This window comes from Archangium violaceum (assembly GCF_016859125.1).
Taxonomy (GTDB): domain Bacteria; phylum Myxococcota; class Myxococcia; order Myxococcales; family Myxococcaceae; genus Archangium; species Archangium violaceum_A.
The window spans coordinates 11,404,838-11,419,275 of record NZ_CP069338.1 but is presented as its reverse complement, the minus strand read 5'-3'; the positions used below and the strand labels follow the sequence as shown (position 1 = coordinate 11,419,275).

At 68.9% G+C, this 14,438-nt stretch carries 5 protein-coding genes; 2 read left to right on the top strand and 3 right to left on the bottom strand.

What is annotated here, in order from left to right; translation table 11 throughout:
• Positions 1 to 8 precede the first annotated feature (8 nt).
• Positions 9 to 1,103 carry a hypothetical protein gene (locus tag JQX13_RS48215; RefSeq protein ID WP_203406122.1) on the bottom strand — a complete coding sequence of 365 codons (1,095 nt, stop codon included), beginning with the start codon at positions 1,101 to 1,103 and terminating at the stop codon, positions 9 to 11.
• Positions 1,104 to 1,183: 80 nt separating this feature from the next.
• On the opposite strand from JQX13_RS48215, the gene JQX13_RS48210 reads away from it, so the two are divergent.
• Together JQX13_RS48210 and JQX13_RS48205 are read left to right on the top strand one after the other, a co-directional pair.
• Complete coding sequence (locus tag JQX13_RS48210; protein WP_203406121.1) at positions 1,184 to 2,323, top strand: acyl-CoA dehydrogenase family protein; 1,140 nt, start codon at positions 1,184 to 1,186, stop codon at positions 2,321 to 2,323.
• A 73-nt stretch (positions 2,324 to 2,396) separates the two neighbouring features.
• Complete coding sequence (locus JQX13_RS48205; RefSeq protein WP_203406120.1) at positions 2,397 to 2,825, top strand: hypothetical protein; 429 nt, start codon at positions 2,397 to 2,399, stop codon at positions 2,823 to 2,825.
• Between the two features lie 42 nt (positions 2,826 to 2,867).
• Here JQX13_RS48205 and JQX13_RS48200 read toward each other — a convergent pair whose 3' ends face one another.
• Both JQX13_RS48200 and JQX13_RS48195 read right to left on the bottom strand, forming a co-directional pair.
• On the bottom strand, positions 2,868 to 8,600 hold the full coding sequence (locus JQX13_RS48200; RefSeq protein WP_203406119.1) for an AAA family ATPase: 5,733 nt from the start codon (positions 8,598 to 8,600) through the stop codon (positions 2,868 to 2,870).
• Positions 8,597 to 14,242: a sensor histidine kinase gene (locus JQX13_RS48195; protein WP_203406118.1), complete on the bottom strand. Its 5,646-nt coding sequence runs from the start codon at positions 14,240 to 14,242 to the stop codon at positions 8,597 to 8,599. Before JQX13_RS48195 ends, JQX13_RS48200 begins: the two co-directional genes overlap by 4 nt.
• Between the last annotated feature and the right edge of the window lie 196 nt (positions 14,243 to 14,438).

Below are 14,438 nucleotides of genomic sequence, written 5' to 3'. Positions count from 1 at the left end.
CCCTTGTATCAACCTCCGAGGTGGTTCCTCCAGTAGCTCCAGCCGTGCGCGGCGTGGCACGCGTCGCCGATGAGATCCAGGTAGAGCTGGTGCTGTGTGGCCTTCAGTGACTCCATGTCTCGGAACGCGCCCGCCGCTTCGAGACGACGCACCGCGCCATCGAGCAGCGCGCCCGCCTGCGTCACCGACTGGAGTTGCGCGGGGGTGGGTTTCCAACCCGTCTCCTCGCGGTACCGGCCGAGCGTCTCGAGGAAGTGCCCGTGGAACTTCACCATTTGTACGAGCACGGGCAGGCGGTACGCGGGGGGCGCGGCGGTGAGGGCGGCGTCGTACTGCCGGGACTCGGAGCCCAGCCGGTAGAAGAGGACGTCCACCTGGGCGTCGAGGCGCGGGCCCCACGCCTTGCGCACCGCGGCGTGGCGCGCGTGGGTGGCGACGGCCTGGAAGAGGTGCATCCCTCCGCAGGGGTGCGCGTAGATGCCCTGCTTGCGCTTGGGCACCTGGGGCAGCCCGGCCTTCATGCCGGCCATCAACTCCGCCTGCTCGCGCTCGAGCAGGGCGAGCGCCTCGTCCATCACCGCGTCGAAGCGGATCGTCTCTCCGGCACCATTGGTGAAGGTGGCGCCAGGGGGCAGGGCGTGTGAGAGCGCATCGAGCGTCCAGGCCCCATGCGGCGAGAGGGCCGCGTCGCGGCGGAAGTCACGCTTCAGGTCCTCCACGAGTGCTCGGAGGGTGACGGGGCCGCCGCTCGCCCGGAAGGACTGGGAGGGCGTGTAGCCCGCGAGTAACAGTGTCTTCACCAGCAGGTGGGGGTGGGGCTCCACGGGCGTGCCGTCGGCGGCGAAGGCGTCGAAGCGGAGATCCGCCTGGGGGCCCGTGCCTTCCCGGTGCAGGAAGCCGGAGACGATGACCTCCGCGGCGGGGCGGCCATCACGGGCCTTGAAGGCGCGGCCGTCGAGCGTCATGCCATGCGCGAGCGCCCAGGGGTTCTTCGGATCCTCGGCCCAGGTCCGGCACTGTGCGCGAAGTACCTCCTCGGCCGGAGGGCGGGCGGCCGGTGCGATCGCGAGGAGCGCGAGGAGCGAGAGGGTGACAGAAGCCATGAGCCGTCCTTGTTCGCGAGAGAGAGCCTTGTACTATCGACTCGCCAATCAATCACCCACCCCCGAGGAGCCCGCCGACCATGCCGAACCCTTTCACCGAGGAGCATGAGGCCTTCCGCAAGACGGTGCGTACGTTCGTGGAGAAGGAGATGACGCCCCACGCCCTGGAGTGGGATCGCGCGGGCATCTTCCCGCGGGAGCTCTTCCAGAAGTGTGGCGAGCTGGGCTTCTTCGGCATCAACCATGATCCGAAGTACGGCGGCAGCGGGCTGGACTACTGGTACGTGACGGCCTTCACCGAGGAGCTGACGCGCAGCCGCAACGCGGGCGTGAACATGGCGCTGCTGGTGCAGAGCCAGATGGCCACGCCGATCATCAACGAGATCGGCACGGATGAGCAGAAGCGCGAGTTCCTCGCTCCGGCGCTGGCGGGCGAGAAGATCGCCGCGCTGGGCGTGAGCGAGCCCGGGGCCGGCTCGGACGTGGCCAACATCCAGACGACGGCGCGCCGGGAGGGGGATGACTACGTCATCAACGGCTCGAAGATGTGGATCACCAACGGCACGCGCGCGGACTTCATCACCCTGGCGGTGCGCACGGGCGGGCCGGGCTACGGGGGCGTCTCCCTGGTGACCTTCCCCACGGACGTGAAGGGCTTCTCGGTGTCGAAGAAGCTCGACAAGGTGGGCAACCTGTCCTCGGACACGGCCATCCTCTTCTTCGAGGACTGCCGCATCCCCCGGCGCTACGTGCTCGGCGAGGAGAACGAGGGCTTCTACCACATCATGACGAACTTCCAGGGGGAGCGCCTGGTGGGTGCCCTGTCCGCGGTGGGGGGCATGGAGCGGATGATCGAGGATGCGCTCGAGTACGGAAAGCAGCGGCAGGCGTTTGGCAAGCCGCTGCTGGGCTTCCAGGTGTGGCGCCACAAGCTGGTGGAGCACATGGCGGCCATCGAGGCGGCCAGGCGGCTGACGTACCACGCGGTGGATGTTTTCGATCGCAAGGAGAACGCGGTGCGGGAGATCTCCATGGCGAAGCTGTTCGCGGGAGACCTGGCCCAGAAGGTGGCCTACGACGTCCAGCAGTTCTTCGGCGGCATGGGCTACATCGAGGAGACGCACATCGCCCGGGCCTGGCGCGACATCCGGCTCATCACCATCGGCGGTGGTACCTCGGAGGTCATGAAGGAGATCCTCTCCAAGATGTCCGGCTTCTAGAGACCCCTGGGGGTTCTGAGACCCCTGGGGGTTCTTCCAGACCCGGAGTAGGATGGGGTACGGGAGATCCCTCATGGAGAAACAGCACGAGTGGAGAATTGGAGCGCATGTGCTGCGCTTCGAGCCTCCAGACATCCTCTGGGGGGAGTACCGAGGAGAAATCTCCCTGGCCGAGATGGCTCTCATGGTGGACGTCTACGGGGAGCTGGGCCGCGCCAGGCCCTTCTTCCTGGTGGGGGACATCAAGGATTCCGCGCTCCTCAGCGCGGAGGGCAGGGTCTATCTCAGCGAGTACGCCGAGTCGGATTGGGTCCTGGCCTTCGTCTACATCGGGGCACGTCTCGCGCACAAAGCGGTGGCCAGGGGCATCCTCCTCGCGGCCCAGATGACGGGGCACGCGGACGAGGGTGATGAGCAGAAGGTCCACTTCGTCGCCACGAAGGCGCAGGCCCGCGAGCTGCTCATCCAGCTGCGCTCGCGCCACAGCAGCAAGGTGGCCTGAGGGGACTTCCGCGAGGAGCGTGGGTGCTCGAGACAGGGGCGCTCAGGACAGGGCACTCGCGCGGCTCGGCCAGGAGGGCAGGGTGCTGGGGTTGGAGGTGAGGGCCGAGGGCGGACCGTGGCAGGGCAGCTCCACCGTGAAGGTGGTCCCCACGCCGGGCTCGCTCTCCACCCGGATGGAGCCGCCCAGGGCCGTGACGATCTCCCTCACGATGTAGAGCCCCAGCCCGAGGCCGCCGTACTTCTCGGGGGAGACGGCGCGCTCGAACCGGCCGAAGACATGAGGCAGGCGCTCCGGTGCGATGCCAATCCCATGGTCCTTGACCACGAGCCGGGCGGTGTCGCCTTCCCGGAGGAGCTCGAGCTCGATGGGGCGGCCGGGCGCGAACTTGATGGCATTGGAGAGCAGGTTGCCCACCACCTGCTCCAACCGGAGGCGATCCCACCGTCCCGTGACGGGCTCCCGGGCCTGGAGCGACAGCGGGCAGTTCGCCCGATTCAGCGATTCACCGAAGCGCTCGATGACATGGTGGAGCACCTCCGTGAGCTCCACCTGCTCGAGGCGCAGGTAGAGGCTCCCCGCACGGATGCGCGACACGTCGAGCAGCTCCGTGACCAGCTCGGCGAGTCTCCGCGTCTGCTGCTCGGTGTGGCGCAGGGCGCGCTGTGCGTTCTCCGGCAGCTCGGTGCTGGCGCGGCGCAGGAGCCCCTGGACGGACAGCCGGAGCGAGGTGATGGGTGTGTTGAGCTCATGCGAGGCCACGGACAGGAAGTCGTCGCGCAGGCGGATGGCCTCCTGGGAGTCCCTGTACAGCCACGCATTGTCGATGCACACGGCGGCCCGGCGTGCCAGCTCCTGCGCCAGGTCGAGGTCCGCCTGTCCGTAGTGGCGCCCCGGGACACCGGAGAAGAAGACGATGGCACCCAGCGTCTTCCCTCGGGCCACGAGCGGCACGTACATGCCCGTCCGGGTCGAGAGCGCGCGGAGCAACTCGATATAGCGGGGAGCGCGCCCGGGTTGGTTCTCCTCCACGACCGAGTCCGTGATCTCGGGGAGGAGGAGGGGTTGCCCCGTGCGCAGCACCCGGAGGAGGGCCTCCGAGGCGGATTCCCCCTTGGCGAGATACTGCTCCATGAAGTCGCGCAGCCGTGGCTCCTTGTTCGGATCCACATGGGTGATGGCGACCGGGCGGGGCATGCCCCCCTTGTCCTTCACGATGACCAGGCACCAGTCGGCCAGCCGGGGCACCACCAGGCGGGTGATCCTGTTCAGGGTCGTCTCCAGATCCAGGGACTCGGCCAGGGCCAGACTCGACTCGGCGAGGAAGCGGACCGTGCTCTCCGCGCGCCGCCGCTCGTCGACCTCGATGCGCAGCCGCTCGAAGAGGAGGCTGTTCTCCAGGGAGATGGCGATCTGCGAGGAGAGCAGGCGCAGCAGCCGGACGCGCTCGGGGGTGAAGGCGCGCGTGGCGAGGTTGTTCTCCAGGTAGAGCACGCCCACCGTCCGGGGGAACCGTTGGATGGGGATGGCGAGGGCGGACTTCGTGGTGTGCTGGGCCACGTACGGGTCGGAGCTGAAACCTTCTTGATGGGCGGCATCGGCCAGGACGAGGGTCTCTCCCGACAGGAACGCGCCTTCGATGACCGAGGTGGGGACCTGGTCCGACTCCTTCAACGCGGTGCGCACCAGCGAGACCGGCTCCGAGACGGCGCCCACCGCGCGCACCGTGAGGGTGTCCTTCTCATCCAGCACGAGCGCGCCACGCTGGGCTCCCGCGGCCTCGAGACACACACCCATGAGCTTCTCGAGCAGGCGCTCCAGCACCACCTCGCTCACGAGCGTCTCGGCGGACTTGAGCAGGGTGCTGAGATCGAGCGCCGAGCCACCCGATTCGGCGTCCGGCGGGGTGGAGGCCGGGGGCTGTCTGTCCAGCCGCCCGACGGGCACCAGATCGGGGAACTCCTCCTCCAGTGCCGACACCTTGGCCTGGGCGCCCCAGCGGGCATAGCCATCGATGGCGGCCCGCAGGCAGATGTCGGCCAGCCGCTTCACTCCGAGGGCGCGGTAGTACCGGCTGGCCAGCTCGTTCGCGAGCGCCTCGTCCTGGTGGAACTCCTCGCGGTGGGCTCCCTCGATGGCCTGCTCGTAGAGCCTCATGGCCTCCTCGTCCCGTCCCTCGAGGCGGGCGAGCTCGGCACAGACGAGTTGGTACTTGTGACGGAAGTTCTCCGGGCAGTTGTCGGCCCAGACACCGAGCTGACGCTGGTTGGCGGCGATCCGTTCCAGCAGCCCGGCCCGCTCCGGGGGAGCGCTCTTCTCGCTGCAGGCCACCAGGGTCAAGGACGTGTAGAAGTTGTGCTCGGCGATGAGGTACCACCCGCGGAGGAACTCGATGATCTCGCTGGCCCTCCGGGACATCTCCCGAGCGGTCTCGACATCTCCGAACAGGTAGGACACCTGGAGGCGCTGAATCCAATACATGCAGCGCACCGTGGGCAGCTCCCGGTTGGCGGTGAGGAACGCCTCCTCGTGGAATGTGTCATCCTCGAAGCCCGCCCCCTCGCGGGTCCGGTCCCGCAGGCACCGGAGGGCCTGACGAAGGCTGATGAGGGATTGGATCCTCCAGTGCAAGCCCGCCTTCCGGGCATAGGCGATATCGGTCTCGAGCTCCGAGAGCAGCTGGGAGAACCCGGTGCCCATCGAGAAGAGGGTGTTCACCGTCGCGGGGAACGTGTAGGTGGCCAGGGAGACATCACCGCTCGCATCCGCGGAGGTGAAGGCCATGCGCAGGTGCGGCATGCTGGTGCGCAGCGGTGCCTTCCAATGGTTCACGCCCAACGCGAACGTGACGAGCGTCCTGCTCACCAGCCTGGGAGTCGGATAGCGCTGGCACAGCTCCACTCCCAGGCGTCCGAAGGCGTAACCGGAGTCGTAATCGCCCGAGTGGGAGGGAAGCAGTCCTCCATACACCGCATATGGCACGGAGGAGTGGACCGAGTTGCCATGCTTCAACGACAGGTTGACGACACGGACGTTGGTGAAGGCGAACAGGAAGGGATCCAGGTAGAAGAGCACGAGGCCCACCTCGGACAGGAGCCGCAGGCAGGCGAGATGATCCGGATCCTCTGAAAGGGGCTCCTCGAGGAGCTCCGCGGTGGAGCGGCCTCGCAGGTTCTCCTTCACCGCGGCGAACTCGGCCTGGATGGCCTGGGCGGCGTCCTGCCTCGAGGGCAACTCCAGGGCGAACAGACGCAGCCCCTCGCGTCCCCACCGGATTCCCTCCTGGAAGGCCTGCCTCGCCATGCAGGAGATGAGCTGGAGGGTGTAGAGGTCCGCCTTCTCGGCGCGAGACGCGGCATGTGTCATCGCGGAGGAGACGAGCCTCTCGGCGAGCCGCTGATCGCCCGCGAGGTGCGCGCACTCGGCCGCCTCGCGGTGAAGGGAGAAGGCCAGCGAGTGGTTCGCTCGCCAGGCATCCCGGGGGAGGAGTGCGATGCCCCGGGTGAGGTAGCCCAGCGAGGAGCGGAAGGCCACCGACTCCTTGGCCTTGCAGCCCGCCCGGAAGTTGAGCCACGCCAGCTCCAGCCGCTCCGCCTCGTCCGTGACCAGCTCCGCGCCCAGGTCGAGCTGGTCGACCACATCGAAGAGCCGCTCGTCGGGCTCGCGCCCGATGGAGCCCCGCATCTGGCGTCCCGCCTCGAGGTGCAGCCGCTTCTTCTGGTCCTCGGTGAGCAGGGAGTACGCGGCCTGTTGGACGCGGTCGTGCGAGAAGCGGTAGACGGCCTCGCCCTCATGGACGAGGAGTCCCTCCTGGTAGGCGCTCCGGAGCGCTCGGGCCGTGTCACCCCTGGGCATGTCCATCAAGGCCGCGAGCAGTGGGAGCTCCACCCGGTTGCCCAGGCAGGCGGCGACCTTCAGCAGGCTCTGGGTCCTCTCGGGAAGCTGGCGGATGGTGGCGACCATCAGCTCGACCACGTTCTCGGTCATGTCCACCCGGGCGATCCGGGCGAGGTCCCAGTCCCAGGTGCCGCGGCCGGCGTCGAAGCGCAACAGGCCGGAGTGGTGCAGGTAGCGCAGGAAGCGGATGACGAAGAGGGGATTGCCCGCTGTCTTGCTCAACACGAGCCGGGCCAGGGGCCGCAGGTGCTCGGGCTCGCGGTGCAGGGTGTCGCCGCAGAGCGCCGTGAGTGCCTCGAGGTCCAGGGGCGGTATCGCGATGGAGTGGACGGCCGCCCCCGCTTCCTGGAGGGCCGCGAGGATCCGCGCGACGGGATGCTCCGGCCCGACCTCCTCGGTGCGATAGGAGCCCACCCACAACACATGCCGGGAGTCCGGATTCGAGGCGAGGCTCCGGAAGAGCTCGAGCGAGGCCGGATCGGCCCAGTGGAGGTCATCCAGGAACAGAACGAGTGGGTGTTCGGGTGTGGCGAGTGCCTGGACGAAGGCCTGGAACGTTCGATGAAGACGGCGCTCGGCGTCCACCGGTCCGGACCCGGCCACGGGAGGTTGCGCGCCGAGGAGCTGTTCCCATTCCGGGACGACACCGAGGAGGACGTGGCCGTCGGTGCCCAACGCCTCCAGGAGCCGGCGCCGCCACCCGTCCTGGTGCTCGGCGGGCGTCCTCAGCAACTCCCCGAGCAGGCCCTGGAAGGCCGTCACCAGTGGGGCGTAGGGCACATTGCCCTGGAGCTGGTCGAACTTGCCGGAGAGGAACCAGCACCCGGCTCCGAGTCGTTGACGCAGGGCCTGCACGAGCGTCGACTTGCCAGCGCCCGCCGTCCCCGTGACCATCACCGTCTCACTCGGGCCCGTCCGGATTCGTGCCAGCGCGGCCTCGAGCTGTGCCAGCTCGCGCTCACGTCCGTAGAGCCGCTCCGGGAAGGAGAGCTGCCGCGCCCGGTCGAGCCCGCCGAGCTCGAAGGGATGGAGCGCTCCCGAGGCCCGCAGTCGTTTCCGGGCCTCTTGAAGGTCGGACAGGAGGGATTCGGCGCTCTGGTAGCGCTCCTCGGGCATCTTCGCGAGCAGCTTGAGCACGAGCTCCGAGAGGAGCTCCGGGACCTTGGGGTTGGCGAGGGCCGGAGGAAGGGGAGGGCGCGCCAGATGGGCGTGCACGAGCTCGGCGGCATCCGTCGAGGTGAAGGGCGGCTGGCCGGTGAGCATCTCGTAGAAGGTGGCGCCCAGGGAGTAGAGGTCGGCGCGGTGGTCGACGAGGCGGTCCATGCGTCCCGTCTGCTCGGGCGCGATGTAGGGCAGCGTCGAATCGAGCTCGCCGAGGAGGCTCTCGGACGTGGCGGTACCGGAGAGCTTGATGGCGAGGTCGAAGTCGATGACCGTCACGCGCGGCATGCCCCTGGCCACGATGATGTTGGAGGGGTTGAAGTCGCGGTGGATGACGTGGTGCCGGTGGAGTCCCTCGAGGATTCCGGCCAGCTGGAGGGCCAGCTCCAGGAAGGTGCCGGGCTCGAAGGGGTTGCGCTTCAGCCACTCCCGCAGATCGTACGGGCCGGCGTCCGCGAGGACGAGCACGGGCATGCCCTGCATGTCCTGGAGCGCGAACGCCTTCACGATGCCGGGTGTCCGCAGCTCCTCCAGTTCCCGCAGCAGTTGGTACTCGTGTTGGAGCAGCGCGGTGCTGCTGGTGGCGAGAGCGCCCCGGCGCGGCTGCTTGAGCACCAGGGTGATGGCATCTTCCGTCCAGCGGGACACGACATACCGGCGCCCACGGTAGATCTCCTGGGTGCCATTCGGGCCTTCGCTGAGAGGATGCTGCGTCATGCGGTCCCCACGCAGGGAGGGGTCATGGGAGGGGCGGAGTGGGAGGGGGCGGGGCCCTGGCACGGCAGCTCCACCGTGAAGGTGGTTCCCACGCCGGGCTCGCTCTCCACCCGGACCGAGCCTCCCAGGGCCATGACGATCTCCCTCACGATGTGCAGGCCCAGGCCGAGGCCCCCATAGTGGTCCACCGGGACGGCGCGCTCGAAGCGATCGAAGACATAGGGAAGGCGGTCCGGCGCGATGCCGATGCCTTGATCCCTCACCCGCAGCCGCGCCAGGTCCGCGTCCCGCTCGATGGAGATGGCGATGGGTTTGTCCGCCGCGAACTTGAGGGCATTGGAGAGCAGGTTGGTGACCACCTGCTCCAGCCGGGTGCGATCCCACCGTCCCACCACTCCGTCCTGGAGATGGAGCGAGAGGGGGCAGTGGGCCCGTGTCAGCGACTCTCTCAAGCGCTCGGTGACCTCGCGGACCACGGTCGACAGCTCCACCTCCTCCAGGTGGAGGTGGAGGCGTCCGGCCTGGATGCGCGTCACGTCGAGCAGCTCCTCGACCAACCTCGCGAGCCGGCGGGTCTGGGCCTCGGCGCTCTGGATGCCCCGCGTCAGGGGCTGCGGCAGGTTGGAGTCACCGCGGCGCAGCAGCCCCTGCACCGAGAGCCGGAGCGAGGTGATGGGCGTGTAGAGCTCGTGAGCGGCGACGGACAGGAAGTCATCGCGCAGCTGGATGGCCTCCTGGGACTCGCTGTACAGCCGCGCGTTGTCGATGCAGACGGCGGCGCGGCGTGCCAGCTCCTGCGCCAGGTTCAGCTCCGCCTCTCCGTAACGGCGCCCCGTGGTCGCCGACGCGAAGAGGATGGCCCCGAGCGTCTTCCCGCGTGCCACGAGCGGAACAATCATGCCCGAGCGCAGGGAGAGCTTCCGGACGATGTCGAAGAAGCGCTCCTCGCGGCCGGCGTTGGTCTCCCGCAGGACCGTCTCGTTGACCTCCTCGAAGAGCAGGGGCTGTCCCGTCCGCAACACGTGGGCGAGCGGCGCGGGTGAGTCCCACGTGGGAGGATCCAGCTCCATGAGCTCGCGCAGGAGTCGCTCCTTCACGGGATCCACATGGGTCATGGAGACGGGGCGGATCGTCCCGTCCTTCTGGACCACGTCGATGATGCACCAGTCGGCCAGGAAGGGCACGACCGAGCGGGCCACCTTGTCCAGGGTCGTCTCGAAGTCCAGGGACTCGGCCAACATCAGGCTCCACTCGGCCAGGAAGCGCACGGCCTGTTCCGCGCGCCTGCGCTCCTCGACCTCGACGCGCAGCCGCTCGAAGAGGAGGCTGTTCTCCAGGGAGATGGCGATCTGGGAAGACAGCAGGCGCAGTACCCGGACGCGCTCGGGGGTGAAGGCGCGGGTGACGAGGTTGTTCTCGAGGTAGAGCACGCCCACCGTCCGGGCGGGGCGTTGGATGGGCACGGCGAGGGCGGACTTCATGGCGCGCCGGGCCACGTACGGGTCGGAGCTGAACCTCCCCTGGTGGGCGGCATCGGCCAGGACGAGTGACTCGCCCGAGCGGAAGGCGTATTCGATGAGCGTGCCGGGGACCTGGTCCGACTCCTTCAGGAGGGTGTGCGGCAGCGAGACGGGCTCGGACACCGCGCCCACCGCGCGCACCCAGAGGGTGTCCTGCTCCTCGAGCACGAGCGCGCCACGCTGGGCTCCGGCCGCCTCGAGGCACACCGCCATGAGCTTCTCGAGCAGACGCTCCAGCACCACCTCGCTCACGAGCGTCTCGGCGGACTTGAGGAGGGTGATGAGATCGAGCGTGCAACCCGACGCGGCGCTCTCCGGGTTGAGGGGAGGCGCCTTCCAGAAGGCCGGCTCGAGGGGCGTGAGGTCCGGGAACTCCTCCTCCAGTGCCGACACCTTGGCCTGGGCGCCCCAGCGGGCATAGCCCTCGAGGGCGGCGCGCAGGTAGACGTGGGCGAGGCGCTTGCCTCCAACGGTGCGGTAGTAGCGGCCCGCCAGCTCGTTGGCGAGCGCCTCGTCCTGGAGGAACTCCTCGCGGTGGGCCCCCTCGACGGCCTGCTCGTAGAGCCGCAGGGCCTCGACGTGACGCCTTTCGAGCCGGGCGAGCTCGGCGCTGACGAGCTGGTGCTTGTGGCGGAAGTTCTCCGGGCAGTTCTCCGCCCACAGGCCGAGCTGACGCTGGTTGGCGGAGATCCGCTCCAGGAGTCCGGCCCTCTCCGGAGGAGGGACCTTGTCGCAGTACGCCGCCAGCGTCAGCGACGTGTAGAAGTTGTGATCGGCGACGAAGTACCAGCCCTGGATGTCCTCGAGGAACGGGTCCGTCTCCCGCGCCATCTTCCGGGCGTCCTCGATGTCTCCCAGCAGATAGGACATCTGCAGGCGCAGGAGCCTGTACGTGCAGCGCGTGACGGGGAGGTTCTGGATCGATACGAGGAAGGCGTCCTCGTCGAACGCGTCGTCCTCGGAGCGGGCCCGCTCGTGGGTCCGGTCCTGCAGGCAGCGGATGACGTGGCGCAGGCCGACGAGCGGAGTGGCCATCCCGAGGAAGCCGGACCTGCGGAGGAATGCGAGGCCGGGTTCGAGCCCGGAGAGCAGGTGGGAGAGCCCGGTCCCCATCGAGAACTGAGTATGCGCCGTCATCGGGACCGTGTAGCTGGCGAAGTGGAGGTCTCCACACGCGAGCGCGGTGGCGAAGGCTTGAAGGTAGAAGGGCACGTCGGTCCGCAGCGGTGCCCTCCAATGGTTGATGTGCGCCGCGAAGGTGAGGAGCGTCTTGCTCTCCTGCCGCGGCTCGCCGTACCGCCGGCACAGCTCCACGCCCAGGCGGCCGAAGGCGTGCCCGGACGCGTAGTCCCCCTCGAGCAGCTCGAGCATCTGCCCGTAGCTGGTGTACGACGGGGCGGCGTAGATCGTGTTGCCATGCTTCAGGGTGAGGTTGACGACGCGGGCGTTGACGAAGGCGAGCAGGGACGCGTCGGAGAAGAAGACCGACGGGCTGAGCTCCGAGAGGAGCCGCAGGCAGGCGAGCAGCTCCGGGTCCTCCGTCCGGGGTGCCTCCAGGAGCTGCTCGGGCGTGCGGCCCCGCAGGTTCTCCTTCACCGCGGCGAGCTCGGCCAGGAGGGCCTGGGGGACGTCGTGTTTCTCCGGCAGCTCCACGCCGAACAACCTCAGCCCCTCTCGCCCCCACCGGATCGCCTCCGGGACGGCGCGTCTGATCGTGCAGGAGAGGAGCTGGAGGGTGTAGAGGTCCGCCTTGTCGAAGCGGGACCGGGCATGGGTCAGCGCGGAGGCGAGCAGCTGATCCACGAGCCGCTGATCTCCCGTGAAATAGGCGCACTCCGCCGCCTCGCGGTGAAGGCGGAAGGTCAGCTCGTAGTGGGACCGCCACGCGTCCCGCGGGAGCAGGTCGATGCCCCGGGCGAGGAACCCTCGAGCGGACCGGAAGGCGGACAAGGCCTTGGCCCTGCTGCCGGCCCGGAGGTTGAGCGTGGCCAGCTCCAGCTTCTCCGCGTCCTCCGTCAGCAGCTCCGCGCCCAGCTCGAACTGGCCGACGGTCTCGAAGAGCCGCTCGTCGAGCTCGCGCTCGGCGGAACCCCTCAGCCGGCGTCCCACCTCGAGGTGCAGCCGCTTCTTCTGCTCGTCGGGAAGCAGGGAGTACGCGGCCTGTTGGATGCGATCGTGCGCGAAGCGGTAGACGGCCTTACCCTCGGGGACGAGGAGCCCCTGCTGGAGGGCGCTCCAGAGCGCCGCGGCCGTGTCGCCCACGGGCATGTCCATCAAGCCGGAGAGCAGCGGCAGCTCCACCCGATTGCCCAGGCAGGCCGCGATCTTCAAGACGTCCTGGGTGCGCGCGGGAAGCTGGCGGAGGATGGCGAGCATGAGCTCGAGGACGTTCCCGGTCTCGCATACCTGCTCGGCCCCCGCGAGCTCCCACACCCACGTGCCGCGCTCGAGGTCGAAGCGCAGCAGGTTGGACTGGTGGAGGTAGCGCAGGAACCGGGAGACGAAGAGGGGATTGCCCGCCGTCTTCCTCTGCATGAGCTCCACCAGGGGGCGGAGGTACCCGGGCTCGCGGCGCAGGGTGTCGCGAAGGATCGTCGTGAGCGCCTCGGGTGTGAGCGGTGACAGCTCCAGGGGTCGGAGGGTCGCTCCCGCCTCCTGGAGGGCCGCGAGGGCGCCGGCGAGCGGATGCTCCGGTCCGACCTCCTCGGGACAATACGCGCCCACGAGCAATACGTGCCGGGAGTCCAGGTCCGACGCGAGGCTCCGGAAGAGCTCGATCGAGGCGGGATCGGCCCAATGAAGATCATCCAGGAACAACACGGACGGATGCTCGGGAGAGGCGAGCGCCCTGACGAAGGCCTGGAAGGTGAGGTGCAACCGGTTCTCGGCCTCGGCGGGCCGGAGCTCGGCCACGGGAGGGAGCACCCCGGTGAGCTGCTCCAACTCCGGGACGATGCTCAGCAGCATACGGCCGTGGTGGCCCAGGGCCTTGAGGAGCCGGCGCCGCCACATGTGCCGGATGTGGGCCGGCTCGTTCAGCAATTCATGGACGAGGCCCTGGAAGGCATCCACCCACGGGGCATAGGGCACGTTGCGCTGGAGCCGATCGACCTTGCCCGAGAGGAACCGGGCCTCGTGTCCCGTGCGTTGGCGAAGGGCGTGGACGAGCGCCGACTTGCCAATGCCCGCCGTCCCCGAGAGCACGGCCGTTTCACTCGGACCCGCCCGGACCCGCGCCAGCGCGGCCTCGAGCTGCGCCAGCTCGCGCTCACGTCCGTAGAGCCGCTCCGGGAGGGTGAGCTGCTGGGCCTGTTCGAGCCCGCCGAGCTCGAAGGGCTCGAGCTCACCCGAGGCCCGCTGCCGTCTCCGGGCCTCCAGGAGATCGGACAGGAGGGACTCGGCGCTCTGGTAGCGCTCCTCGGGCATCTTCGCGAGCAGCTTGAGCACGAGGTCCGAGATGAGTGGCGGGACCTGTGGGTTGGCGAGGGCCGGAGGAAGGGGAGGGCGCGCCAGATGGGCGTGCACGAGCTCGGCGGCATCCGTCGAGGTGAAGGGCGGCTGGCCGGTGAGCATCTCGTAGAAGGTGGCGCCCAGGGAGTAGAGGTCGGCGCGGTGGTCGACGAGGCGATCCATGCGCCCCGTCTGCTCGGGCGCGACATAGGGCAGCGCCAGCTCGAACTCCCCGAGGGTTCTCGCGGAATGGAAGGGCCCGGGGACCCTGGTGGCGAGGCCGAAGTCGATGACCGTCACGTGTGGCACCCCCGCGGCCACGATGATGTTGGAGGGGTTGAAGTCGTGGTGGATGACGTGGTGCCGGTGGATGCCTTCGAGGCTCTCCGCCAGTTGAAGGGCCAGCTCCAGGAAGGTGTCGAGCTCGAGCGGGTTGCGCCGGAGCCATTCCCGCAGATCGTACGGACCGGCGTCCTCGAGGACGAGCGTGGGCGTGTCCGCCACCTCCTCCAGGGCGAGCGGCCTCACCACCCCCGGCACGCCCGAGTCCCACAGCTCCCGCAGCAGCGTGAGCTCGTGGTGGAGCATCGCCAGACTGCTGGATGCGAAGGGGCCCCTCCGGGCCTGCTTGAGAACCAGGGAGGCGCCTTCCGCCGTCCACACGCGGGACACGACGAAGCGGCGTCCGCGGTGGATCTCCTGAGAGGCTCGGGGGTCGGAAGATGAAAGGCCCCCGCCTGGTAGCTGCCGCATCATGTAACCCCCCACGGGTGGGAGTCGATGACGCGCGCTGCACCTCGGCGGCGCGATGGCTCCCCAGCGCGGCTCCGCCGCACCCGCTCTCTTCTGAACATTAGAACGGGGCGGC